27 protein-coding genes and 1 pseudogene are annotated in these 24296 nt (G+C 62.3%); 17 read left to right on the top strand and 11 right to left on the bottom strand.

What is annotated here, in order from left to right; genetic code table 11:
* Positions 1-157: 157 nt before the first annotated feature.
* Positions 158-388 (bottom strand): hypothetical protein, encoded by a 231-nt coding sequence (locus tag Q5701_RS20005; RefSeq protein ID WP_306752702.1) that lies wholly within the window; start codon positions 386-388, stop codon positions 158-160.
* A gap of 225 nt (positions 389-613) precedes the next feature.
* Here Q5701_RS20005 and Q5701_RS20000 point away from each other — a divergent pair, with 225 nt between their 5' ends.
* Positions 614-763 carry a type II 3-dehydroquinate dehydratase gene (locus tag Q5701_RS20000; protein WP_306755451.1) on the top strand — a complete coding sequence of 50 codons (150 nt, stop codon included), beginning with the start codon at positions 614-616 and terminating at the stop codon, positions 761-763.
* Between the two features lie 238 nt (positions 764-1001).
* On the opposite strand, the gene Q5701_RS19995 is transcribed toward Q5701_RS20000, so the two are convergent.
* From Q5701_RS19995 to Q5701_RS19980, 4 genes are read right to left on the bottom strand one after another with little or no spacing between them, the layout of a single operon-like run.
* Entirely contained in the window at positions 1002-1871 is an 870-nt protein-coding gene (locus tag Q5701_RS19995) for a ribokinase (protein ID WP_306752701.1), read from the bottom strand.
* Between the two features lie 23 nt (positions 1872-1894).
* Positions 1895-2758, bottom strand: a complete 864-nt coding sequence (locus tag Q5701_RS19990) for a MurR/RpiR family transcriptional regulator (RefSeq protein ID WP_306752700.1) — start codon at positions 2756-2758, stop codon at positions 1895-1897.
* Complete coding sequence (locus Q5701_RS19985) at positions 2755-3720, bottom strand: ABC transporter permease (protein ID WP_306752699.1); 966 nt, start codon at positions 3718-3720, stop codon at positions 2755-2757. Before Q5701_RS19985 ends, Q5701_RS19990 begins: the two co-directional genes overlap by 4 nt.
* Positions 3720-5060 (bottom strand): sugar ABC transporter ATP-binding protein, encoded by a 1341-nt coding sequence (locus Q5701_RS19980; protein ID WP_306755450.1) that lies wholly within the window; start codon positions 5058-5060, stop codon positions 3720-3722. The genes Q5701_RS19985 and Q5701_RS19980 overlap by 1 nt, the downstream gene beginning before the upstream one ends.
* Before the next feature lie 252 nt (positions 5061-5312).
* Between Q5701_RS19980 and Q5701_RS19975 the strand changes: the two genes are divergently transcribed.
* The 12 genes from Q5701_RS19975 to Q5701_RS19920 are packed head-to-tail and all read left to right on the top strand — an operon-like array spanning position 5313 to position 13301.
* Complete coding sequence (locus Q5701_RS19975) at positions 5313-5645, top strand: hypothetical protein (RefSeq protein ID WP_306752698.1); 333 nt, start codon at positions 5313-5315, stop codon at positions 5643-5645.
* Positions 5642-5785, top strand: coding sequence for a hypothetical protein (locus Q5701_RS19970; protein WP_306752697.1), 144 nt, complete (start codon positions 5642-5644; stop codon positions 5783-5785). Before Q5701_RS19975 ends, Q5701_RS19970 begins: the two co-directional genes overlap by 4 nt.
* Before the next feature lie 2 nt (positions 5786-5787).
* Positions 5788-6222 (top strand): hypothetical protein, encoded by a 435-nt coding sequence (locus tag Q5701_RS19965; RefSeq protein ID WP_306752696.1) that lies wholly within the window; start codon positions 5788-5790, stop codon positions 6220-6222.
* Positions 6173-7054, top strand: coding sequence for a lytic transglycosylase domain-containing protein (locus Q5701_RS19960; RefSeq protein ID WP_306752695.1), 882 nt, complete (start codon positions 6173-6175; stop codon positions 7052-7054). Before Q5701_RS19965 ends, Q5701_RS19960 begins: the two co-directional genes overlap by 50 nt.
* Positions 7055-7062: 8 nt before the next feature.
* Complete coding sequence (locus tag Q5701_RS19955; protein ID WP_306752694.1) at positions 7063-7869, top strand: type IV secretion system protein; 807 nt, start codon at positions 7063-7065, stop codon at positions 7867-7869.
* Positions 7870-7876: 7 nt separating this feature from the next.
* Positions 7877-8545: a VirB8 family type IV secretion system protein gene (locus Q5701_RS19950; RefSeq protein ID WP_306752692.1), complete on the top strand. Its 669-nt coding sequence runs from the start codon at positions 7877-7879 to the stop codon at positions 8543-8545.
* A complete protein-coding gene (locus Q5701_RS19945) occupies positions 8542-9255 on the top strand; it encodes a TrbG/VirB9 family P-type conjugative transfer protein (RefSeq protein WP_306752691.1) in 714 nt (237 codons plus the stop codon). The genes Q5701_RS19950 and Q5701_RS19945 overlap by 4 nt, the downstream gene beginning before the upstream one ends.
* Positions 9252-9578, top strand: coding sequence for a hypothetical protein (locus Q5701_RS19940; RefSeq protein ID WP_306752690.1), 327 nt, complete (start codon positions 9252-9254; stop codon positions 9576-9578). Before Q5701_RS19945 ends, Q5701_RS19940 begins: the two co-directional genes overlap by 4 nt.
* 12 nt (positions 9579-9590) lie before the next feature.
* Entirely contained in the window at positions 9591-10700 is a 1110-nt protein-coding gene (locus Q5701_RS19935) for a TraB/TrbI/VirB10 family type IV secretion system protein (RefSeq protein WP_306752689.1), read from the top strand.
* The gene (locus Q5701_RS19930) at positions 10700-11674 is read left to right on the top strand and encodes an ATPase, T2SS/T4P/T4SS family (protein ID WP_306752688.1); all 975 of its coding nucleotides are present in this window, start codon (positions 10700-10702) and stop codon (positions 11672-11674) included. The genes Q5701_RS19935 and Q5701_RS19930 overlap by 1 nt, the downstream gene beginning before the upstream one ends.
* The gene (locus tag Q5701_RS19925; RefSeq protein WP_306752687.1) at positions 11671-12288 is read left to right on the top strand and encodes a hypothetical protein; all 618 of its coding nucleotides are present in this window, start codon (positions 11671-11673) and stop codon (positions 12286-12288) included. The genes Q5701_RS19930 and Q5701_RS19925 overlap by 4 nt, the downstream gene beginning before the upstream one ends.
* Positions 12288-13301 (top strand): TrbL/VirB6 family protein, encoded by a 1014-nt coding sequence (locus tag Q5701_RS19920; protein ID WP_306752686.1) that lies wholly within the window; start codon positions 12288-12290, stop codon positions 13299-13301. The genes Q5701_RS19925 and Q5701_RS19920 overlap by 1 nt, the downstream gene beginning before the upstream one ends.
* A 64-nt stretch (positions 13302-13365) precedes the next feature.
* Here Q5701_RS19920 and Q5701_RS19915 read toward each other — a convergent pair whose 3' ends face one another.
* Genes Q5701_RS19915 through Q5701_RS19905 form a run of 3 tightly spaced genes read right to left on the bottom strand, consistent with a single transcriptional unit; the run spans position 13366 to position 15296 of the window.
* Entirely contained in the window at positions 13366-13761 is a 396-nt protein-coding gene (locus tag Q5701_RS19915) for an H-NS histone family protein (protein WP_306752685.1), read from the bottom strand.
* Between the two features lie 12 nt (positions 13762-13773).
* Entirely contained in the window at positions 13774-14550 is a 777-nt protein-coding gene (locus tag Q5701_RS19910; RefSeq protein ID WP_306752684.1) for an exodeoxyribonuclease III, read from the bottom strand.
* Between the two features lie 17 nt (positions 14551-14567).
* A complete protein-coding gene (locus Q5701_RS19905; RefSeq protein WP_306752683.1) occupies positions 14568-15296 on the bottom strand; it encodes an SOS response-associated peptidase in 729 nt (242 codons plus the stop codon).
* Between the two features lie 125 nt (positions 15297-15421).
* Between Q5701_RS19905 and Q5701_RS19900 the strand changes: the two genes are divergently transcribed.
* On the top strand, positions 15422-16165 hold the full coding sequence (locus tag Q5701_RS19900; protein ID WP_306752682.1) for an ImuA family protein: 744 nt from the start codon (positions 15422-15424) through the stop codon (positions 16163-16165).
* A 571-nt stretch (positions 16166-16736) separates the two neighbouring features.
* Positions 16737-18293 carry a Hint domain-containing protein gene (locus Q5701_RS19895; RefSeq protein ID WP_306752681.1) on the top strand — a complete coding sequence of 519 codons (1557 nt, stop codon included), beginning with the start codon at positions 16737-16739 and terminating at the stop codon, positions 18291-18293.
* A 435-nt stretch (positions 18294-18728) separates the two neighbouring features.
* Here Q5701_RS19895 and Q5701_RS19890 read toward each other — a convergent pair.
* Both Q5701_RS19890 and Q5701_RS19885 read right to left on the bottom strand, forming a co-directional pair.
* Positions 18729-19454, bottom strand: a pseudogene (locus Q5701_RS19890) (transposase family protein); the annotation flags it as partial.
* A 489-nt stretch (positions 19455-19943) separates the two neighbouring features.
* Positions 19944-21011 (bottom strand): M20/M25/M40 family metallo-hydrolase, encoded by a 1068-nt coding sequence (locus Q5701_RS19885; protein WP_306752680.1) that lies wholly within the window; start codon positions 21009-21011, stop codon positions 19944-19946.
* 755 nt (positions 21012-21766) lie between these two features.
* On the opposite strand from Q5701_RS19885, the gene Q5701_RS19880 reads away from it, so the two are divergent.
* Positions 21767-22231 (top strand): M20/M25/M40 family metallo-hydrolase, encoded by a 465-nt coding sequence (locus tag Q5701_RS19880; RefSeq protein WP_373568573.1) that lies wholly within the window; start codon positions 21767-21769, stop codon positions 22229-22231.
* A gap of 140 nt (positions 22232-22371) precedes the next feature.
* On the opposite strand, the gene Q5701_RS19875 is transcribed toward Q5701_RS19880, so the two are convergent.
* The gene (locus Q5701_RS19875) at positions 22372-22722 is read right to left on the bottom strand and encodes a hypothetical protein (protein ID WP_306752678.1); all 351 of its coding nucleotides are present in this window, start codon (positions 22720-22722) and stop codon (positions 22372-22374) included.
* Between the two features lie 93 nt (positions 22723-22815).
* Here Q5701_RS19875 and Q5701_RS19870 point away from each other — a divergent pair, with 93 nt between their 5' ends.
* Positions 22816-24282: a globin domain-containing protein gene (locus Q5701_RS19870; protein ID WP_306752677.1), complete on the top strand. Its 1467-nt coding sequence runs from the start codon at positions 22816-22818 to the stop codon at positions 24280-24282.
* The last annotated feature ends 14 nt before the right edge of the window (positions 24283-24296 follow it).

Genomic DNA, 24296 nt, shown 5'->3' with positions numbered 1-24296 from the left:
GGACATCTGCAAGGTCTGGGCACAAACTCTGACAAGTCCGCTGCCAATTTGATCCACCAGACATTGGCACTGGCCGTACTGTCCAGAAAAGTGCAGTCATGAAAAAGAGACAGCATGACAAACCCCCGAGAGCGCCATTGGGGGTAGACGCGGTGATCTACGACTGTTTGCCAGTTCCGCCATCAAGCTGACGCAGAGCCAGGTCGAGGATGTCCTGCAGGCGATCCGGTGCCCGGTTCTGAACATCTGGGCCACCGAGGGTATCCTGCGCTCCCGTCCGAGGCTTGCTGATGTGGTGCGTCGAGCCGAAAGGCTGATCAGCGTCTACGAGAAAGTCGAACTCGTCGGCGATCATCATCTTCATCTCGAGGTCAAGGCCGCGGGTCACATAGCCGAGGCAGTCCTAGAGTTCCTGGAACGGCACAGCCTCCGGTGGAGCAGCAGAAAGGGCTTACCCGGATAAATGGCTGCCCATACGACAACTGGTTGATCCCTCCAAGCCACAACGACTGAGCATCGACGCCGTGCTTGACCCAATCTTCTCGCCTTCTGGCATCTTGAGAGGCCCGATCCACTCCTCCTTTGAGACAATTGCCTTGCCGCCTCAGATCGTATCAAGCTTCATATCTCAAACATCCATCAGCGCGAGGCGATCTACCACAAGTCCCTGATGTCGGGGGTGGTCACCGCGGTGATCGCCGGTCTCGGACCGCGAGGATATGTTCATGCGGTTCGGGCAATGGCGGACCTTGTCCAGACATAGCGCCCCTGGCCTGGCCGTCGGCCTGCTCCCTTCCTGCCACGACCGGTCATGCCGTTCCGCATCGCCAAGTCGAGATGGTTCGTCATAGGCCAGGAACGCGATCGGCCGTTTGGCCGCAATTTGAACGTCCGGAACCGCGCTCGCTTAGGGCAGTCGAGGCCGCGGGATGTCCACGAAGCAACAGGAACTGCGCTTGCCCATCCTGCATGATGCGCTCGCATTATTGCATGTTAAAAGCTCACGGTCGCGGCCGTGAGACATGCCTTGCTGCAGCGATGTTGGCCTTTGCGAGTGCTGCGGTCAGCGTCCCTCCGTCGACCAGGCTGGCCACCATCGCCCCGATGAAGCAATCGCCCGCGCCGTGCGTGCTGACCAGTGTCACGTCATGCCCCGGTTCCGCATAAACAATATCCTGACCCGCAACAGCCACCCCATCACCGCCTGCCGTGACGACCACGATCTGGAAACGGCCTGACAAGGCTTGTGCCGCGGCCTGTGCCTCGTCCAGTGAGGTAACCGAGATGCCAGACAAGGTTTCGGCCTCTCCGGCATTAACGACGAGGATGTCGATGACCTGCGCCAAGGCGTCGGACAGGTCGCGTGCGGGTGCCGCGTTCAGCACGACCGCCAGACCCCGCGTGCGTGCTGCCCGTGCCGCGGCGATGTTCAGCGCCTCGGGGATCTCGTTCTGCAAAACCAGATGAGTAGCGTCCTGCCACAACGCGTCTCTGTTCAGGTCCTCCGGGTCAATCTGCAGGTTTGCCCCCGACACGATGACCGCCCCGTAATCACCCTCTGCATCCATGATCGCGACGCTCATCCCCGACCGGACGCCGGGCAGGGTCGCGACATGCCGGTCGTCCACGCCCGCCGCGCGCAAGCCGTCGCGCAGGTAGGTCCCAAAACCATCATCACCTATCGCGGAAACCATTCGGCAGGGGACGCCCGCCGCGACCAGGGCCGCCGCCTGGTTGCCGCCTTTGCCGCCAAAGACCGGCCGCCAGCCGCTGCCGGTAACCGTTTCGCCGGCAGCGGGACGGTGGGGGGCCGAGACAACGATGTCATAATGCAGGCTGCCGACAACGACCGCACAGGGGGGCTGGGTCATATCATAGGGTTCCTTGAGAGCGGTTAATTGCGGCGCTTGGTCTCGACCGCCTGTCTGGTCCGGGCCAATTGCGCTTCGGATCGGTCCAGATCGCGCTGCGCAACGGCCACGAAGATCGCGTCCATGATGTTCAGCTGCGCAATGCGCGCGGCCGCGTTCTCGCCCAGCAGAGGCGAGCCCTGCGCGGTCGAGCAAAGCGCAATATCGGCCAGTTCCGACAAGGGGGCCGTGGCGTAGTTAGTCACTGCGATCACCCGCGCACCCTGCTTGCGGGCTAGGCGCGCCGCTTCGATCACGTTTGAGGTCGTGCCCGAATGGCTGAAGGCCACAACCACATCATCGGGTCCCAACAGGGACGCCGACATCAGCATCATGTGCGGATCGTCCTGCACGCTCGCGCGCAGCCCGATACGCAGAAACTTGTGGGAAACGTCGCGCGCGATCTGTGCCGAGCCACCGACGCCATAAAAATCGCGCTGCCGGGCGTTATGCAGAAGGTCTACGGCCCGATCAAAGGCGGTGACATCCAGGATCGACATGGTTTCCTCCAGGGCCTGCATCGAGGTCTGGAACACCTTGCGGATGATGTCGGCCGAACTGTCGTCTGGCGAGATCTCGCTGTGGAGGGAGGCCACGTCGGTCTGGCGATAGACGACAAGCGCCTCGCGGAAGTCCCGGAACCCGTTGAAGCCCAGCTTCTTGGCGATCTTGACAACCATGGCATCGGAAACACCCGCGTCCTCGGCAACCTGACGCAGCGCGGTATTCAGGTTGAGATCGCTGCGCCCGGTGATGGTGTCCACGACCCGCGCCTCGAGCGGCGTCAGAAACGGCATCTGCATCCGGATCTGGGCGCCGATGCTGCGCGGATCATAGTGTTTCGTCATGCCCTGCCTCGTGTTGCGCGGTCGATCAGCATCGCTACGAGAATAATGATACCTGTTGCCAGAAGTTGATAGAAGGCCTGCACGTTCATCAGTGTCAGCCCGTTGCGAAGGCCGCCCAGGATCACAGCCCCCATCAGTGTGCCAATGACCGATCCCTTGCCGCCCATCAGTGAGGCGCCCCCGATAGCCGCCGCCGCGATGGCGTCCAGTTCCCACAGGTTGCCCATCGTGGGGTCGGCAGCGCCGAGACGGCCAGTTAGGATCAGCGCGGCAACGGCGGCCAGACCCCCCGAGAGGACATAAACGGTGATCTTGGTGCGGGCCACGGGCACGCCGGCGATGCGCGCGGCCTCGGGGTTGCCTCCGACGGCCAGAATGTATTCGCCAAGCGGGCTGCGGTTCAGCACCACCCAAAGGATCACGGCGATCACCGCCACGATGATGACCGGGACCGGCACGCCGAGAACCAGTCCGTTGATGGCGGCGCGGAATTCCGGCGGGATGCCGAAGATCGGATTGCCGCCGGTGAAGATCAGCGCCAGCGCCCGGTAGAGCGACAAGCCTCCCAGGGTGACAATGAAGGGCTGCAGCCCTGCAATGGCCACCAGTGAGCCGTTGAATAGCCCGCAGGCCATGCCGGTGAGAATGGCGGCCATCACCGCCAGGGGAATGGGCACGCCCGCGATCATCAGCGTGGCGCCGACGATGGCGGAGACGGCGGCGGTTGGTCCCACCGACAGATCGATCCCGCCCGAGATAATGACAAAGGTCATCCCCAGAGCGATGCAGGCATTTATCGAGGATTGCTGCAGGATGTTGATCAAGTTCGGCGCCGTCAGGAACACCGGGTTCAGCACCGCGAACACGGCAAAGATCAACACCAGGCCGAAGAAGGTGCCCGCATCGCGAAGGTTGATGCGGGGTCCGCTGCGTGTGGGGGCGGGGGCAGGAGTATCGGTCATCACAAGGCCTCGTTGGGTTGGGCCACGGGAAGCGGGCCTTTTGATTTGGGGATGGCATTCGCCGCGATGGCGTCTTCCGAAATCTCGTCGGCGTTCAGGATGGCCGAGATGCGGCCTTCGCGCATCACCATGACCCGGTCAGACAGGCGGATGATCTCGGGCAGTTCCGAACTAACGACGATGATCGACTTGCCGGCCTGAGCCAGTTGCGCGATCAGGTCATAGATCTCGGATTTGGCCCCGACATCGATGCCGCGGGTCGGCTCATCGAAGAGCAGGATGTCCACATCCGCAGCCAGCCACCGACCGATGATGGCCTTTTGCTGGTTGCCGCCGGAGAACGTGCCAATGGCGCGCCTGACATCGGGCGGGCGCATGCCCATCTTCTTCATCAACGCGGTTGCTTCGGCATGAAGGGCGCGGCGGCGTACAAGGCCGAAGCGGCTGAACCGCCCCATGCAGGGCAGCGCGATGTTCGAGGACACCGGCCGGTCACGCACGATGCCGTCCTTCTTGCGTTCCTCCGGAACCAGGCCGATGCCCGCGCGGATGGCGCTGCGCGGGTTGCGCAGATCGACCGGCTTGCCATTCAGCACGACCCGGCCCGATCTTGCACGGTCAATGCCCGCGATCAGACGCAGCAGTTCCGTTCGCCCCGATCCGACCAGACCGGCTAGTCCCAACACCTCGCCCTTATGCAGGGTAAAACCCGCATCGCGGATCAGGGTGGCATCCGACAGGTTCTCGACTTGCATGACGACCTGCGGCTGCGCATGCGTCACGTGGCGTTCGTGCAGGATGTCCCGGCCCACCATCTTGGCGATGACCTGGTCTTGGGTCACCTGCGACAGGTCGACCGTGTCGATGAAGCGCCCGTCGCGAAGGATTGTGGCGCGATCGCAGACCTGGAAGACCTCGTCCATCTTGTGCGAAACATAGATGATCGACTTGCCTTGGGCGGCTAGTCGCGCGATCAGCGCGGCAAGGCTTTCGAATTCCGACGGAGTCAGGGACGAGGTCGGCTCGTCCATGGCGATGATCTTGGCGTCGTCCAGCAGCGCCCGGGCGATCTCAACAATCTGCTGCTGGGCCACTTTCAGGGTGTGGATCGGCGCCCGCGGGTCGATGCGCGGATCCAAGTCGGCCAGGATCTGGCGGGCCCGGCGTTCTTGCGTGCGGCGGTCCACCAGCAGGCCTCCGGCCGTGGTCAGCGGGCGCCCGAGAAACAGGTTCTGCGCCACGCTCAGCTGCGGGATATGCTGCAGTTCCTGGTGGATCATCGCGATGCCTGCTGCGCGTGCGTCGGCAGGGCGCGTCGGCGTGACATGCTTACCGTCGATAATTGTCTGACGTCAGCGCCCATGGGACAGATTAGGCAGATTGCGTGATGGAGGGTTTTTGGCTCATCGTAGCCCTTATGGAGCGAAGATGAGCAAGAAACCCATGACGACGAAAGCCGAGGCTCGCGTCCGAAGCTCCATTGGATGTGGCTTGCCCATCAGACCCCCCATACCTGCCTCAGCAGAAGGGAAGCACATCATAGGCAAGCTGGGAATCCTGAATCTCGATGCCCGCGACACGCTCTAGTCGTCATGGTCACGCAGTTTCCCTCGCAACTCAACAAGAGCCGCGCGGGCGCGGCCATCCTGCAGGGCGTCCAGACGCAGGTGCTGATCCCGAACCGCGCGGCCTCGACTGAGAACTATGCGGCGCTGCATCTGAATGACCGGGAAATGGGCATGGTGCTAGGCGCACCCACCGGGTCGCGCCTGGCGCTGATCCGCAATGCCTCGGCCTCTGTGGTCGTGGATGTGAACCTCGCGCCCCTGGGCGATCACCTGAAAATCCTCGGCGGCAGCAAGACGGGCCGTGCGGCCTTTGAGGCCTACCGCGCCCGCCTCCAGACAAAGGAAGAAATCGCATGAAGTCCGTTCTCATGATCTATGTGCTGGCCTTCACCGTCTCGGCTTGCGCCAGCACCCAGCCTGCCCGCTCGTCCTGCTTCGTGGGCGGCAAGCCGGTCTGCACCTTCACGCCCATTCAGGAGCTGTGGGCCGAAGAATGATCGTGCGGGTCACACAGGCAAAGGCGCTTGCTGCTGTGGTGGCCCTCGGGGCCAGCACGACCCTCGCCTCGGCGCAGGGCGTTCCCATTATCGACGCGAACCTGCTGCGGCAAAACCTTGCCATCCTGGCCGAACAGGAACGCGATCTTGGCCGCCAGCAAGGCAGGCTGGCGCGGTCTGATGCGCTCCTGAAGATCGACGCGGAGATTATCGCGGAACTGGACAAGCTGATCGAGGCTGGCAACCTGCCGGTGGGCGCGACCGGCGACATGATCCAGACCCTGGAGGCTGGGGCAGGCGATCCGGCGGCATCGGCTGACAGTCTCTACAATCCAACTGGACAAGCTGATCGAGGCTGGCAACCTGCCGGTGGGCGCGACCGGCGACATGATCCAGACCCTGGAGGCTGGGGCAGGCGATCCGGCGGCATCGGCTGACAGTCTCTACAATCCCGACGACACGAACCCGGCGGCGGCCAAGACCTTCGGGGATGCGGCGCTGACGGTCGAAGAGGTTATCATCGCCGGGTCCAAGGCCACCTACGGCCATACCGGTGTGTCCAAAGCCGGGCTGTCGCAGGCGCAATGGCGGGCCTTGATCCAGGCGATGATCTGGCAGGAAAGCCGCTTCAATCCCCATGCCGGGTCCCCGAAAGGAGCCTACGGCCTGACGCAGCTCATGCCTGGAACGGCCAAGGACCTCGGGGTGGACCCCGACTACCGGACCAACCCCTATTCACAGGTTTATGGCGGGGCGACCTATCTAGCCCGGATGCTGGCGATGTTTGACGGCAACATCGTCCTTGGGCTTGCCGCCTATAACGCGGGTCCGGGCAACGTGCAGAAATACGGCGGTGTGCCGCCCTTCAAGGAAACGCAGCACTACGTCCAGGTGATCCCCACCAAGTATAACAAGTATCTGGTAGCCATCGGCGGTGTTGACGCGCTTGGCACCATCGCACCGGTTGATGCGGCAGGGGCCAACCTCGCCATGATGGGCGATGGTGCCTCGGCCTATGGCAGCAACATGGCCCAAGAGATTGCCGCCATCGCGCATCGCCTCAAGGCGATCCTGAGCCAGATGGAGCAGAACCAGAACCCCACGCAAGCCTGGGCGCTGAACAGCTACGCGCGCGCGGAAATGGCCCGGATCATGACGCTTCGGGTCCGGGTTCTTGCGGCCAACACCAAGACGGTCAGCGCCGAGGCTTTGCAGCAAGCCGCGGCCCACGCCGAAGAACGCAATTACATGACATTCTCGAACGATTGAGGTTCACGATGCTTTTCCACCGTATCAGTGACATTCCGAAAGCTGGCCTTTTTGCGGCCGCTCTTGCGATCAGCAGCCTGACCGCAACCGCCATCCCCCGTGTCGCCTTGGCGCAGGGCGTCCCGACCCTCGACGGCCAGAACACCTTGCAGACCATCAGGCAGCTTGAAGCCATGCTGCGCGATGCCGGGGTGCAGTCCGACCTTCTCTCCAATGCCGTCAAGCAGGTCGAACAGTTGCAGGCGCAGTTGACGCAGCTTCAGGATATTTACGGGCAGTTCAGCGGCAAGCGGGACATTGTGGACCTTGCCATGGGCGGGGGTCTGGACGGCCTCTTGAGCGGAAACATGACCGATGTGCTTGGCACGATCCAAGGCGGCATGACCGGCAACTGGGGCGGCTTCACACCGGCCAAGGGCGACACGCTGACGAAGGGGGTGGAAACCGCGCTGACCACGGGCGGGCTGACGCAGGAAAAGGTCACGGGCATGGCGTCCTCGGGCGTTCCCGGCGCGCAGCGGGTGGCGGCGCAAGCCTCGGGCGGCGCGGTTCTCGCCGCAACGGCCGAGCAGACCTATGCGGAAACCTCGTCCTCGCTGGAACGGGTCAACACGCTTGTCTCCATGACCCAGAACAGCGCGGACATAAAGGAGTCGATCGACCTCAACACGCGGGTGCTGGCCGAACTCTCGGTCCAGCTCGCCAAGTCGCTTGAACTGCAATCGATCGAGGCCGTCTACAACGGTCAGACGGGTGTCCTCTCGGCCGCGACCATTGCCGAGAAACGCGCCTACATGACCTTCTCGAACGAGTGATCCAGCCATGAGCACCATCAAGGATGTCTTCGAGGAAGAACTGATCTACGGCGCGCGCGAGGAAGCCGCGATGTGGAAACGCATCGCCTTTATCACCTCGGGCTTCGGTGTCGCCGGCTGTCTGGCGGCCGCCATGGTGGCCCTCTTCATCGACAAGCCGCCCCCTGCCCTGGTGCCCTTCGATCCGACCACGGGGGCTGCGCTGCCGATGGCGAATGTCGGCACGATCAGCCTGGCGGAACGCGAGGCGGTGATGCAGTCGCTGGTTTATGCCTATGTGCGCGACCGGGAAACCTACAACCAACTCGACAGTGACCTGCGCATCGAAGGCGTCTTTGCCCGCTCCACGGGTCAGGCCGCAAAGTCGCTCCAGGATTTGTGGAACGAACAAAACTCGGAGTTTCCACCCAAAATCTACGGGGAAAACGCCCGCATCGACGTGGCCGTGTCCTCGATCTCGGACATTGGCAACAACCGCGCGCAGGCCCGCGTCACCAAGCGCCTGACCACGCTCGACGGCGTGACGGAGGGCACCTTCGTCGTCACGCTGGCCTATGATTATGACCCTTCGACGCTGCGCAGCCTCGATGGGGTCTGGTCCAACCCCTTTGGCTTCACGGTCAGCAACTACAGCGTGGCCGCCGAACGGTTCCGGAACGAGGGAGAAGCCCAATGAAAGGATGGTTGATCGCGGCCGCGCTTGGCGCGGCAACTTGGGCGGCACCGGCCTTGGCCGAAGTCACGCCCTCTGCCGGGCGGCATGATGCACGGGTCCGCAATGCCGTTTATCAGGACGGGCAGGTGTACCGCGTGAATGTGGGCATGATGCGCGTGACCTCCGTGGAGTTTGGCCCCGGTGAGGAAATCGTCAGCATCGTGGCGGGCGATACCGAAGGCTTCAACTTCGACGGCGTTCCAGGCGGGCGGGCCTTGGTGGTCAAGCCGACCGTTGCAGGCGGTTCCACCAACATGACTGTCTATACCAACCGTCGCGCCTATTACCTGCATCTGAATGAAGTGGGCGCGCGGGCTGATTATGTGGTCCGCTTCGGTGGCGGCGTGGCCGCGCAGGCTCCCCGGACGGCGGCGGCAGAACCGCAGAACAAGCGGCTGAACCCGACAACCCCCTGGGGCGGCTACGGCGCCAGCAAGCGCAATGCCGCCCTGCCCTTGCAGGTTTGGGATGATGGCGACTTCACCTATTTCCGCTTCCCGCGCGGCGCGCAGCTCCCGGCGATCTTCAAGACGTCATCGGGTCCTGAACGCACCGTCAACAGCACAACCCTTCCGGACGGCACCATTCGGGTGAGCGGCATCAGCCCCTATTGGGTGCTGCGGATTGCCGCGACCGAGACCGTCATCAAGCGACTGGACCCCCGGCCATGAGCGAGCAGAACCAGACCGATCAGAACGATGGGGACAACGGCCACAAGGGCACCCCTGATCTTGAGGACGATACCGCTCGTCTGGCGGCAGAGGTGCAGGAAGCGCGGGCCAACAACCGGCGCGGCACGCCGCCGGGTGGAAAAGGCAGGCTTCTGGCGGGCACGGCCCTGGCCGGGGCATGTGCCGTCTTTATCGCGGTGATGTTCTGGCCGCAGCCTGACTCGCTGTCGCAAGCGACCTTGCCGACAGGCCAGCCTGCCGCGTTCCAGACGAATGAGGCTCCTTTCCCCCGGATGCCCCTGCCCCAGCGGCGTGAGCCTTAACCCGACCCACGATTGCTGGCGCAGATCGAGGCATTGCAGGCCGAGATCGAACGGCTGCGCCAGCAGCCGCAGCAAGAGGTGGACATCACTGTCGAAGACGATGTGCCGCCGGTTGAGGATGCGCCAGTCGTCAGCAATGACCCGCAGATCGACAACCTCCTGGCGCAGGTGAGCCAGTTGCAGGAGACGATGACCTCTATGCAGACTGAGAACGCCAACATGATTGCCGACCGCGACCGGCAGCTTGCGCAGCTTCAGGCGCAGCTTGACGCGGCGCGGATCAGCGGCGGAAACCCGGACCTCGGGACGATGGACGGGGAAGTTGATCGCCGCCGTGAGGCCGAAGAACTCTACCGCGCCCGCGCCTCCTCGCCCATGATCGCCTTTGGGGGCGGGGCCTCGGGCGGCGGCGGGGCGGGCGCTTCGGGTGCAGCAGGTGCGATGGAGGCGGCAGCGGCCTATCCCGGCATGGAGGAACGCGATCCGAACCTGCGCAACCAAAGCCAGAACGAACGCTTTGCCCGCCAGCAGGCCGCGCGTGCGCCGATGGAACAGGCCAAGGACATCGCCAATCCGGCCAATACCGTTCTGCAGGGCACGATGATCCAGGCGGTGCTGGAAACCGCCATCAACACCGATCTGCCGGGGACCATCCGCGCCTTGGTCTCGGAGGACGTTCATTCCTATGATGGATCACGCATCCTGATCCCGCGCGGCTCGCGCGTCATCGGCGCCTATAACGACAACACCGACCTCGGCCAGCGGCGGGCGATGATCGTCTGGAACAGGATCATCCTGCCCGACAACCAGACCGTGGAAATCGGAGCCTATGGCGGTGATGCCATCGGGCGTTCGGGCATGGGCGGGGTGGTGAACACCCACTTCGGCGCGCGCTTTGGCTCGGCCGCGCTGATCAGTCTGATCGGCCTCGCGCCTGCCATTGCCCTGGCAGATGAAGACGACAACGACAGCACCTCGGACGTGGCAGAAGCCATATCGCAGAACATGATGGGGGCCACGTCAAGCGCACTCGACGGCTATCTGAACCGCCAGCCGACCATTGCCATAGACCAGGGCTCTCTTGTGACGATCATGGTTGATCGCGATTTGGAAATCTTCTGATGGGTTGGCTGGCCCACAAGCTGGACCGCTTCAAGCCCTGGCTGGATGATCCCGCCACGATTGAAGTCTCGGTCAACCCGGACCGCAGCATCTGGATCTTGAAGCGCGGCGACGTGCATATGAAACCGACCGGGGAAAGGGTTGAACCGAACTTCGGCCATACCCTTGCCAACCAGATCGCGGGCGAGAACCAGGCGCAGACCGGCCGCGACAAGCTCCTGGTCTCCGCAACCGTGGCCTATAACGATAGGCCGATCCGGGCGCAGGCGGTTCTTGCGCCTGCCACGCCGCAGGAAGCGGCCCTCTCCTTCCGACTCTTTGCCGCCCTGCCCATAGAGGACATCGAGCTGCGCTTCCTGCATGGCAAGCAGGTGGCTCTCGATGTGGAACGGAAAAAGCGCAACGCTAGTCTCGCAGGACTGATCGAGGCTGGAGACCTGATAGCGGCGCTGCGTTTCTGCGTGACCCACAAGCTGAACATCCTGATCTCGGGCGGCACCGATACTGGCAAGTCGGTGGCGCTGCGCAAGATCATCTCCATGATCCCGCAAGAGGAACGGATCATCACCATTGAGGACGCGCGTGAACTGTTCCCCGAACAGCCGAACGCGGTGTCTCTCATTGCGGATCGGGGCGGCGCCACCAGGACGCCCGACATGCTTCTGGAAGCCACGCTGCGGATGCGTCCGGATCGCCTAATCGTGGGCGAGGTCCGGGGCAAGGAAGCCATGACCTTCCTTGAAGCCGTAAACACCGGGCATGGTGGTTCGATGACGACAATCCACGCGGAAACGCCGGAACTGGCGCTTGACCGGCTGGCGATTGCGGCTGGCCGTTCCGACGTACGGATGAGCTACACTGATCTGCGCAACTACATCTTGCGCACCATCGACGTGATTATTCAGACGGGGCGCATTGGCGAAACGCGCGGCATCGCGCAGGTTTTTATTCCGACGATAGGAGACGCGGCATGAAATGGGTGATTACGGGTATTCTGGCTGTTTCAGCCGCTGCGGCTTTAGCCAACGGCTACATGATCCTATCGAATGATGACAGCGAAGCGCCTGCCGTCATGACCGTTCCAAGTGAGGCGATGCGGGAAGCTGGCTACCTGACCTTCTCCTTCAACACAGGTGCCGCTCCGGTCGCGTTGGACCAGTCCAAGGAACAACGCGACATGCCGGTGGACATGGCCCAGGCGAATGATCCTGCGGGGCAGCCTGGCTATACGACCTTCTCGAATGATGGCAACAAGCCTGACGGCGGGTTCTACACAACGCCGGGCGGTTGCTCCGCTCCGCGTCCGCCCGAGATTGAGCATTATGATATTGCAGGCGCGGCTTCGCTGCGCTTCCTGGAAAGCGCCTACATCCATCAGGTTGCAGCCAGTCTTGAGGCTGCGGCGGGAAAATGCACCTGCGAATTGCGTTTTCCGTCATGGGACGGGGCTTTGGACGAACTAGAAAATCGCTTCGCAAAGCTACCTGACGACGAAAGTAGCGCCTGGGTTAGAGATTATGCTCGCACGGAACGGAGTCGCCTGACGCGAGAGGTCGATAAACTCTGCAAAGCGCAGGGAGTTTACTGATGGGCATGATTGAGGGCTTTGTTAGCCGCTCCCAAGGTGAGCTGGACAGTGTAGCGCAATCCAGCTTCGGGGCTGTGCTGGAGGGAATGGGAACGCTCGCCGCAACGATGGCAACCTTGGCTGTGGTCATGCTGGGCGTGAACATGGTTCTGCAATACAGGCCCATGTCGGCCGGGCAGATCGTCGTCACCTTTATCAAGCTGATTGCGATAGGCAGTATCGGGTTGGTGTGGGGCCAGTTCAACCTGATTGCCAGTGCCATTGAAGGCGGCGTGGACAGCATTGCCGCAAACCTGCTTGGACAGTTCGGCGGCAGTAAAGTCCCGTCCAACAATCTCGCCGCAGCGATGGATGCCTTCATTTCCGATTTTTCGGACAAGGCCAACAAGGTCATGGAACCGATGGGCTGGATGGGGGGCGCCATCATGAGCGTGATGATTACCTTCAGCCTCGGCAGCATTGCCGCACTGGCCGCGCTTCTGCTGATCTTCGGTCAGGTCATGGTGACGATCTATCTTGGCATTGCCCCCATCTTCATTGCCTTGAGCATGTTTGAGGTCACGAAGGATTACTTCAACCGTTGGCTTCAAGGCGCAGTCAGCTACACGCTCTATCCGCTCGTCACGGCCGTCATGCTCGGCGGGCTGATCCGCATCGTCATGGGCTACATGGAGACAATTAATTCGTCCCTGACCGAGAGTGTGTCCGACTTCATTCCCTTCATTGCCTGTTTGATTATCATGGCGGTCTGCACCCTTTGCATCCCGATGATCGTCAGTTCCTTGAGCGGCATGATTATGGCGGTCACGCCCACGCAAGCAGCTATCGCAGCAGTAGGCGTGAAGGCGGCTGGATCTCTTGCTGGAAAAGCAGCGGCCAGCAGTCCTCCCGCCCGTGCCGCCGCCCTTGCGGGGCAGAAGGCGATGCAGAAGGGGGAAAGCTATGGCGAGCTTGCGTTGGCAGGGTCACGCAACCTGGCGCGTCGAATAGCCGAACGCAGCGCCAAATACTGATGAAAGAAAACGCTCACTTCGGAAAGTGATAAACCCCCGCGAGCGCGGGGATTATAAAAGACTGTCAGATGGCGAAATCGTCCAGCGACTTTCCGGCTTCCAGAGCCTCTGCAATCCAGCCCGGCTTTCTGCCACGTCCGCTCCAGGTCAGTTCAGGGTTTTCCGGATTGCGGTATTTCGGTTCGGCCTTTTGCTTTGCGGGCTGAGCAGCCAGCATGTCTTCAAGCGAGGAAAAACCTGCAGCCTTGGCGATCTCGGTGGCTTTTTGGATGGCGTCTTTCTTCCGGCGGTTCTCGAAATCGGCAATGGCAGCTGCGGATTTCTTGTTGATCTCTTTCAGCTGTTCAAGGGACAGCTGGTTGTAGTTGATATCCATGATGATCTCCTCAAATGCCTGTCCCAATACAGAACCATCCTTCGCAGGAAAGCCTGCAATCTGCATGGCAGGGTTGATCTTCAAGGAAAAACTAGATCACCCTGTCTCAAGAAGCACCCATGCCGGCGCGTGGTCGCTGGCTTTCGGTTTTCCTCGCATGTCTCGATCCACACCCGCATCTTCTAGCTTTGAGGACAATGCTGGAGACAGCAAAAGGTGATCCAGTCTCAAGCCGGCGTCCCGTTCCCAGGCATGGCGTAGGTAGTCCCAGAAGGTATAGATCGCTTGATCCGGATGAAGCGTCGCGATCGCGTCGGTCCAACCCTGTTTAAGGATGGACGCATAGGCCTTGCGGACCTGCGGCAAAAACAGGGCATCCTCGCGCCAGCGGTCTAGATTATAGACGTCGCGCTCCGTGGGAATGATGTTGTAATCGCCCGCGAGGATCACCGGGATGTCCATGCTGAGCAGGTGCTTTGCATGAACGGTGAACTGCTTCAGCCATTCCAGCTTGTAATCCAGCTTTGGTCCGGGTGCCGGATTGCCGTTCGGAGCATAAAGACAGCCTACCAGCAGGCCATTTACCGCTGCCTCGATGTAGCGGCTTTGCGACGGATCGGGATCCCTGGGCAGCTCTCGTCGCGTGAGCACTGGCTCGCTCCCCCGCGACAGGATCGCCACCCCATTCCAGCGGCTCTGGCCGTGCCAGACGGCACCGTAGCCAGCATCGGCAAGTTGCTTCTGCGGGAACTTCGCCTGCGGTGCCTTCAACTCCTGCAGGCAAACGATGTCAGGCTCGGACTCAGAAAGCCAAGTCAACAGCGTGTCCAGGCGGCCGTTGATGCCGTTGATGTTGTAAGTGGCGATCTTCACGGCCCTGCCCTCCTGCGTTAGAAGAGTTGCCCTTGCGCCTCGTCGGGGGCATCCGGCGGCAGCACCATTAGCGCGTCATCGGCCAGCGGCCGCTGCAGGGCCTGTGCCTGCGCCCACTCCGCCGTCATCCACATCTCGATCTCCTCCTCGGTGGTCAGGATCACCGGCATGGCCTTGGGATGGACAGGCTTCACCACCGCATTCGGCTCGCAGGTGAGAAAGGCGAAGAGCTCGTGTTCGCCTAGGCGCGGCGTCTTCATGGAGCCGCGGGTGCCCTGCCACGGCGTCCAGATGCCCGCGAAGAAGAACAAGGGCCGGCTTTCATCGAGCGCGTACCAGTGCAACGGCTTGCGCTTCGTGGCCGGATCGGGTTTTGCGCCGTATTCCGAAAAGGCGGTGCCCGGCACCAGGCAGCGGTTCTCAACCCCGAGCCAGCGGCGCCAATGCGGGCTGGCCGTGTTGCGGATGTTGGTGACGCCGGTATCGGCCGCATCCTTGGCCTTCAGGAACTGCGGCGGCGTGGGCATGCCCCAGGTCAGCCGGACCAGTTCGCGCCCTTCGGCCGTGTTGCGCACCACCGGCGCGGGACGGTCGGGATAGACATCGAGGTTGGGCTCCAGGTTGCCCAGGCTGTCTGTCATCGCCCGCGCCAGATCCCGGATCGCCTGCTGGTTGGTGGTCAGGTTGTAAAGATTGCAGATGAGACGATCCTCCTTGTCTTGGCGTGGGACTTCACTCGGCAGCATAACGCGGTGGAGGAGCGAAGATATCCCCAGCTGATTACTGGCGGCCTGGTTGACACGCGTCGCTCCAGTGGAACAAAAAAGGAACATAACCTGTTTGTTCTCAACTGCTTTGGAGCCGCCCTCCCATGTCTGCCCGGCCCTTCAACCCTGCCCTTGCCGCGCTGCGCCAGCAGATCGCCGCCATGGAGGGGGACGGTGGACCAGCACGCGAGGTGTTGCCCTTTGGCCTGCCCGATCTGGATCGCCGTCTGCCTGGTGGTGGTCTGGCACTCGGCTGCCTGCACGAGGTGGCGGGCGGCGGCAATGGCGCGGTGGATGGGGCGGCCGCCTCCTGCTTTGCCGCAGGCATTGCGGCGCGACTGCCAGGACAGGTGCTCTGGTGCCTGACGCAGGCTGATCTCTTTGCCCCCGGCCTCGAGCAGGCAGGCCTAGGTCCGGACCGGGTGATCTATGTCGAGGCGGGCGATGACGTCTCGGTGCTGGCCTGCATGGAAGAGGGCCTGCGCCATGGCGGATTGGGTGCAGTGGTGGCCGATGTCGCGCGGCTCTCGATGACGGCCTCGCGCAGGCTGCATCTGGCGGCCAAGGGATCGGGCACCACCGGCATTGCGCTCCGCCGCTGGCGGCGCCAGCAGGACGCTTATGACTTCGGCCAGCCCACCGCAGCGATGACCCGCTGGCGCATTTCTGTCCTGCCCTCTGCGCCCCTGCCTGTTCCTGGTCTCGGCCGAGCCCGCTGGCTCATCGAGCTGATCCGGGCGCGGGCCGGCGAGTCCCTCGATATCGAACTGGAGGCATGCGATGGCACGGGTCATCTCGGTTACCCTGCCACTCTGGCCGATCGACCGGCTCAGGCGGTCGATAGCTGAGGCGGCACCGGCGTTAGAAGAGAGGCCGCTGGTGCTGGCCGGGCGAGTCGGCAACTGCTCTCCCCCTCCTCTTCTTGCTGGATAAGTGATCATGAAACAAGGCCGAGCATTTTGACGGAACGGCATCGGATGCTGGCGGCATGATCATTGTGATGTCATGAGCCTTTTCCAAGCAAGGCCTGTTCAGCGTATCAGTTCCTCAAGATGGTGTGGTCCAGCCGGCGGGCATTCCAATACCGGATCTCGTCTCAGAGGAAGCAACACACCTCGCTCCAAAACAATTATCGTCATGAAGAATTTCCCCCTTGCAGGCAGGAGTGCGGTGCCCTAAATACGCTATCTCCGAAGCGGCCAAAAGGCATGGTGCATCGGAAAGAATTCTAGAATAAATGACCGGGCAGGCGTCGCGAGAGAGACGCCTGATCTGTGATTTGTTTCCTTTGCTTTTTGACATTGATGGATATCTGAAGGGATATGCGGGCGGTTTGGTCGTTTAGACGACTTGGAGGCTTGCATATCGACCTGGTAGCGAAAGCGATGATCCAGGTGTGCCGGCGGCTCGGGCGCCGACGTGATCAACACCGGCGACGGCAATGACCTGGTCAACCTAACCGGCACCTTCGGCAACGACACGATCACCGGGGGAACGGGCAGCGACACGCTGTCGGGCGCCAGCTTTGCCGCCGGGCAAGGCGCAACAGTGACCTACACGAATGGCAGCGGAACCTTTGCTAGCAGCGGGGGAACGGCCAGCTTCAACACCATCGAATCCATCGTAACCGGCACGGGCGCCGACGCCATCAATGCTTCGACCAACGCCGCGTCAGCCAGCTTCGCTATGGGGGCAGGAAACGACAGCTTTACGGGCGGCCTTGGGGCTGAAACCGTCGACGGGGGTGCAGGCGATGACGTTATCGTTTCAGGCGCAGGCAATGACAGCATACTGGCCGGCGACGGAAACGACCGGGTCGAGGCCGAAGACGGCGACGACTATGTGGATGCCGGCACGGGCAACGACACAGTCGGCGGGGGTATCGGAAACGACACCCTTCTGGGCGGCATCGGCGACGACCAGTTGAGCGGAGGCGCTGGCAACGACAGCCTGTTCGGGGGGGCCGGCAACGATGTCCTTCTGGGTGGCGATGGCAACGATTACCTGGAGGGCGGCGCGGGGGCGGATACGCTGACGGGCGGCGCTGGCAACGACTTCTTTGCTGCGACGTCAGGCGACCTGATCACCGACTTCACCGTGGGTGATACAGCCAACAACGACAGCGTCGATCTGACAGGCTTTTACAACGCCACGAACCTTGCCATCATCAACGCCCAGCGGACGACACTCGGCCTTCGGCCTTATGAGTCCGCCCTTGGTTGGCTCAAGGCAGACCAAGCCGATGATGGCGTGCTCAACAGCATCCGGACCGATGCCGGTTTCTCCGAGAACTTCACCCTGAGGATACAAAACGGCGAAACGGCAGTAAGCGCCTCGGACTTGACCGAGAATGCGACCGCTGTGGTGTGCTTTGGGACTGATGCGATGATCGCAACGGCCGACGGGCCAGTGCCGGCGGGCGCGTTGAAGGTCGCCGACATGGTGCTGACCCGCGACAATGGTTATCAGCCCATCCGCTGGGTCGGACAGCGCACGCTCAATGCTGCCACTCTGGCGGCCAATGCCCAGCTTCGACCCATCCGCATCAGGACAGGCGCCTTGGGTCAGGGCTTGCCCACAAGCGACCTGATCGTCTCTCCGCAACACCGCATCCTGGTGCGATCGAAGATTGCCGAGCGGATGTTCGGACACTGCGAGGTGCTGGTTGCGGCCAAGCAGCTGATGGTGACCGAAGGCATCGACATTGCCGATGATCTGGAATCGGTGACCTATGTCCACTTCCTGTTCGACGCCCACCAGATCGTCCTGTCGAACGGCGCCGAAACCGAGTCCCTTTATACCGGGGCCGAGGCACTGAAATCCGTGCCTCGGGAAGCTCAGGAGGAAATTCTGGCGGTGTTCCCTGAACTTGCCGAGGGCAACGCCCGCCCGGCGGTGCGGGAAATGCTTTCTGGACGCATGGGCCGCAAGCTGGCGCAACGCCATGCCCAGAACGGAAAGAAGCTGGTGGCGTGAACAACATGGGCGTGGCGGCATTTCCGCCACGCCTTTCCCAAATCGCAGCAACCAGGCCAGAAGGGAAAATCGGCCCCAAGCTTATCGAAACGAAGTCGAGCACAGGCTGACCAGGGTTAAGGCCCATGGACCAACAGTCAGGTCGAGGGGGCGAACCGCAGGTTCGAGGAAGGTGAAGCAGATCGCAAGACGGCCCGAAGGATCGTTTTCCTGCTGAACGTCAGGCGCTGCCATTACGACAATGACGATCAGCTGCGAACGTCTCTTGCAGGTTTCATCGTCGCCTGTAACTTCGCCAATCGGCTCGAGACACTGAGCAGCCTCACGCCTTGCGAAAAAAAAAAAATTACAAGACCGGGATAAAGCTTTGACGCGCCCCCGGTCTTCCCTTGTTCATAACGAGATTCGTTGGGGTTAATGCGCTGCTCCCCAACCTTGGACCCGCAGCTTCGGGTTCCTGTTCCTGATCTGCAAGGCCAGTTCAGTGTAAATCCTGCGGGTCTTCTTGATGGTGATCACCCACCCCTCCCGGCGCAGCAGGACATGCTTGCGCCGATAGCCATAGCGCACACCAATCGCGTCGCGCTCGGACCGATGGTGCCGCGACGGCTCATCTCTCGCAGATCTCCTGATCCGTCGTGCGACGGCCGCCTGGTCGGTGCGCCGGGAGGTGGAGGGAAACGTGGAGGTGTCGAACTGCAGGATCCCGCAAGCCCCGCGGATCGACACGCCCCAATCGATGCACATCCCGCGAACCAGTTCGCGCATCAGGCCAAGGTGAGCCAGCAGGCGGCGCCGGTTCAAGCCGGCGGGCGTCAAAGCTTTCGGCGGATGACGTGCCTCACAGCATCTCCCGGTCCAGCGTCAGAGCCGCCGCCATCTTCTTGAGCCGGCTGTTGTTCGCCTGCTCTCTCGAACCCGTGGCGCTTACAAGCTCGCTCTTCGAGCGCCTTCAGCCGGAGCATCTCGTCCGCCAGCAGCCCGCCATAACGCGTTCGTCGGGTAAACAGTCCACCGGAACCTTCACTGATCCTCCTTACTCCAGGTGAAGGAGGCCACCTTGCGGATCCCCGCCCTGCGGCAGATCTCCGCAACCGGAGTGCCGTCCTCGAGCTGCTTCAGGATGAACGCCACTGCGCCCCCTTTCAGGGAAACGTCCAAACCAAATTCAACCTTTTTCGCAAGGACATGGTGCAGATGAGGGATTCGACTTCTCATCGTGCATGGCAAGGCCCTCAAGGCCGACGGCGGCCGCAGTCTCGTGAGCGCCTGACCGGAAGAGAACCGGGACGAGTCCACTGGGTTCCATCGGCCAGAATGTCGTGCAAGTGGCATAGTCGCCCCCAATCCACGTGCTGCTGGAGAATGGGATCCATGGTGGCCGACTGCCGCAGGCCCTATCCCGCAACGAGGGCGTCAGTCACAATCCGCCGCGGCCGTGTTGTCTTTTTACGCCTCCGCCGGGACGGCGGCCTGTCCGGTGCCCCAAGAACCAGCAGCATCCGAGGGCCCTGGAGTGGGTTCGGGTGAAAGGGAATACAGTCTTGGCGAGAATGAAACGTTACTCCGAAGTCGGGGTTCAGTAGCGGGCTGGAAGCTGTGCTTGCCGCTTTGTGCGGGTACGGGCAACAGCGCTCGCGGCTCTTCTTACTATTTCGGCGTGAAGTCGGTGTCCGGGCGAAGGCGGCGGCAGAACTGGTGGACCAAATCGATCGTGGCATGGATGTCGTCAAGGCACACTACCTCGGACGGCGTGTGCATATAGCGCAGCGGGACCGAGATCACACCCGTCGCGACACCGCTGCGCAGTTCCTGGATCACCCTTGCATCCGTGGGGCTTGTTGCGCCGGCCGCCTGCCGCTGAAAGGCGATCCCGCTTTCCTTGGCCGCCGACATCAGCAGGTCGAACACGACCGGGTTGGTATTGGCCCCTCGGGATATGCCGGGACCCTTGCGAAGCTCCAGCCTGCCCTGGTCCTCGGGCCGTCCCCGCGGGTAATCCGTCGCAACCCCCATGTCGATTGCAAGCGCCGAGCGGGGGTTGAGGTTGAATGCAGCGGTCTTTGCGCCGCGCGACCCGATTTCCTCCTGCACGGTACCTAGGAAATGAAAGCCGACGTTCGAGTGGATGTCCCCGTCCTGCGACAGGCGGCGCACCAGTTCCGCGCCGATCAGCAGGCCCACCTTGTTGTCGAAGGCCCGCCCGACGGCCAGCTTGCCCGCCAGGAACCCGAACCCTGCCTCGATGGTGACGGCATTGCCGATCTCGACCATCTTCTCGGCCTCGTCGCGCGATCCAGCGCCGATGTCGATCCACAGATCCTGCATCGATGGCGTTTCGTTGAAGTCAGCCGGCTTGAATACCTGGATCGCCTTGCGCCCGATCACCCCCGAAACAGGTTCGTGCCCATGCACGATGACGCGCTGCCCGATTTCCGTCGCGACATCGGTGCCACCGATGGTGCTGAAGAACAGGAAGCCGTTGTCGTCTATATAATGGACGATGAAGCCTATCTCGTCCATGTGGCCGGCATACATGAAACGGACCTCGGCGTCAGGATTGATGACCGCGCTGACATTGCCCATGATGTCGGTCGTGACCTGGTGCGCGTAAGGCTCGACATAGTTGCGATAGAGTTGGGCTACCGGCTGTTCAAAGCCGCTGGGCGAGGGGGCGGCAACGATCGCCTTCAGGAAATCTAGTGCCTGTTCTTCCATGGGACAGCTCCTGTTCAAATGCTGTCGAACCCCTGGGGGTCACCGATGTTCCGGGAAATGTCCTGCATCAGCGCCATACGCTCCCAATAGTCCATTCCCCAGGGAGGAAGGCGTCAGTTCATGAAGCGGCCTTCAGTGATGTCCTGGGGCACGCCGGAAGGATGCCGCACGGTTCTTCTCCCGCCACTCCGTACCACCTGTTAGGTGGCGAAGTGGTCCTTAGACTGGTCTAGGTCGGTGCGGGAGAGGGGAGGGGGAGGTTTGAACTCCTTGGCTCCCGTTCGTCGCCTCGGCAGCATAATGCGAGTTTGTAGCCACAAGTGGGCGGGGGTTATGAACGTTCTGAAGAAAGCTTGATTATTTCCTCACGTTACCATCGGCGGCAGCATCTACCATCTGGCCGAAGAACCCTGAGGTGCCGCATGAGCCTTGGTCTTACCCCTGCCTGCGGCGGCGTAAGTGCCGCCGTCCTCAAGATGCTCTAGACAGGGCGGTTCCAGGCGGATCTGGCGCGAAGCCTCGCCATGCCTATCGTCTCGGGCGAAAAGGCCCACCGGTCCGATTTGCAAGCCTCTGTGACCGCGAACTGATCCGGTCTTTGACCGCCTAGGCTTCGAAGTGCAGGTGTTTCACCGCGACGCGGCTCCTAGCCCCTCCCTGCTGGGCAGCCGGATCGAGGATCGGGACCAGCCGACGGTGCTGATGTACGGCCACGGCGACGCGGTGACCGGCGTTTCCAACAACTGTCGCCTGAGTTGTCGCCCTTCGAGATGACGGAGCGCGACGGCCACTTGTACGGTCGGGGGACTGCCGACGACAAGGGCCAGCATTCCGTAAACCTCGCCGCAGTCGAGGCGGTGCTTGCAGTGAGCGGTCGGCTGGGCTTCAACCTGAAATCCCTCATGGAGATGAGCAAGGAATACGGATCGCCTGTTCTTGCTGAGTTGTGCGCCGACGTGGCTGACGCTTTAACCGCCGACACGCTGATCGCGCCGGACGGTCCCCGCATCGGGCTGAACCAGCTGACGATCTTCCTGGGCGCGCGGCGGTATGAACATTTATTTGGAGGTCGCGGCTCGCGAGAGATACCACCCTTCCGGCAAAGGAGGCGGGCTGCTGGCAAATCCTGGTGTGGAACTGGCTCATGCCGTCGCGGCGCTCATCGGACCGACTGGCGAATGCCTGGTTCCCGAACTGACGTCAGGCACCATCCCCACTGACGCGCGCGAGGCCCTGTCGGGCTGCACCAAACCAAGCCAGGGCGATCCAGAATGCCTGATGGGGCGCCCCAGGACTGACCCAGGCCGCGCTTCTATGGTGGAGGTGATGGATGTTGAGGTCGGCAACATCGCCAAGCCGCCTAATGCCATTCCGCCCCCGGGCGCGGCTGCAGCTGCGCCATCTGGTCGGCATCGATACCGGTATGGTCATGCCCGCCGTGCGGCGCACTCTGGATCATGCCGGCCTGCAGTGCGTCAAGATCGTGCCAGAGACAGACGCAGATTTCCCCTGCCAGCCGATCGGACCAAGCCAACGAATGGGTGCGCTTTGTGGCAGATTCAATGCAGCGCACGATGGAGGTGACGCCGGTGATTCTGCCGAACCTCGGCGGGTCGCTTCCGAACACCATCTTCACTGGCACTCTGGGCCTGCTGGCGATCTGGGTGCCTGCCTCTATCCGGGATGCGGCCAACACGGCGCGGTCGAGCACATGCCGATCAAGTTCGTGCGTCAGCCCCTGGCGATCATGGCTGGCATCTTCTGGGACCTAGGGCATCGAACATGAATTCCCCGATGAACCGTCATGCGCTTTGGCAATCTGTCGGATCGACACCATGCTGCCGTCGCGGGCGGCGAGGAGGATCAGCGCACGCAGCGCATGGTCGGTGTAGCGGGTCAGCCCCGGTCCTTGTCAGAACAAACCATCGCCGTGGTGAAGGCCACAGTGCCCGCTCTGGAGCAGCATGGTCTGGCGATCACGGAAACCATGTATCGCCGCCTGTTCCGCGACGAGGACATTGCAGCCCTGTTCAACCACGCGAACCAGAAGACGGGGACGCAGCGTCTGGCCTTGGCTCAAGCCGTGCTGGCTTATGCCCGCAACATTGAGAACTTGAGCGTTCTTGGCGGAGCGGTGGAGCGGATCGCCCAGAAGCATATCGGCTACGCCATTCTTCCGAAGCATTATCCATTCGTCGCCGAAGCGCTTTTGGGTGCCATTGCGGAAGTTCTGGGAGAGGCGGCCACAGAGGAGAACCTGCGGGCCTGGGGCGAGGCCTACTGGTTCCTGGCCGACCTGCTGATAGAGCGCGAGACGGCGATCCGTGACGCGATCAAGGCGCAGCCGGGCGGCTGGACCAACTGGCGACGCTTCCGTGTGGCTGACAAGCGCAGCGAGGCGGAACACATCGTGTCCTTTGTGCTGCGTCCCCTAGACGGACGGTCCGTCATCGCGCACCGCCCGGGGCAGTACCTGACCCTGCGTTTCGACGAGGCCGGACTGGCCGGAGTCAAGCGCGAGGCGCAGCCGGGCGGCTGGACCAACTGGCGACGCTTCCGTGTGGCTGACAAGCGCAGCGAGGCGGAAGACATTGTGTCCTTTGTGCTGCGTCCCCTAGACGGACGGTCCGTCATCGCGCACCGCCCGGGGCAGTACCTGACCCTGCGTTTCGACGAGGCCGGGCTAGCCGGAGTCAAGCGCAACTACTCGATTTCAAGCGCGCCAAACGCGGACTTCTACCGGATCACCGTCAAGCGCGAGCCGAAGGGCGAGGCTTCAGGCTTTCTGCACGATCAGGTCGAAGTAGGCGCGGTCATCGAAGCCACACCTCCGGCAGGCGACTTCTATCTGTCCGACACGCCACAGCGTCCGCTGCTCTTGCTGTCGGGTGGGGTAGGGCTGACCCCAATCGTCAGCATGCTGGAGGTTCTTGCCGAGCAGCATCACAACGTGCCTGTCTTCTATGTCCACGGCACAAGCAGCCCGGCGCATCATGCCCATGACGCCCAGGTCCGCAAAGCCGCAGCCCGACATGGCAATGTTCTGGTCGAAACGTTTTACGAAAGCGGCGCGGATCAAAATGCCAATCCCGGCCGGATCACCCTGGACTGGCTGCAGGGAAACACCCCCCTGGCCGAGGCGGATGTCTATCTTTGCGGCCCGCGCCCCTTCCTGCGCCACTTTGTCGGCAGCTTGCGCGCCGCCGGCATCCCCGCCGATCGCATCCATTACGAGTTCTTCGGTCCTACCGACGAACAACTTGCCGCCTGAAGCAGAGGATGATG

This window comes from Paracoccus actinidiae, assembly GCF_030863885.1.
Lineage (GTDB): Bacteria > Pseudomonadota > Alphaproteobacteria > Rhodobacterales > Rhodobacteraceae > Paracoccus > Paracoccus everestensis.
The sequence above is the reverse complement of the archived record's forward strand: the minus strand, read 5'-3'. Positions and strand labels throughout refer to the sequence as shown.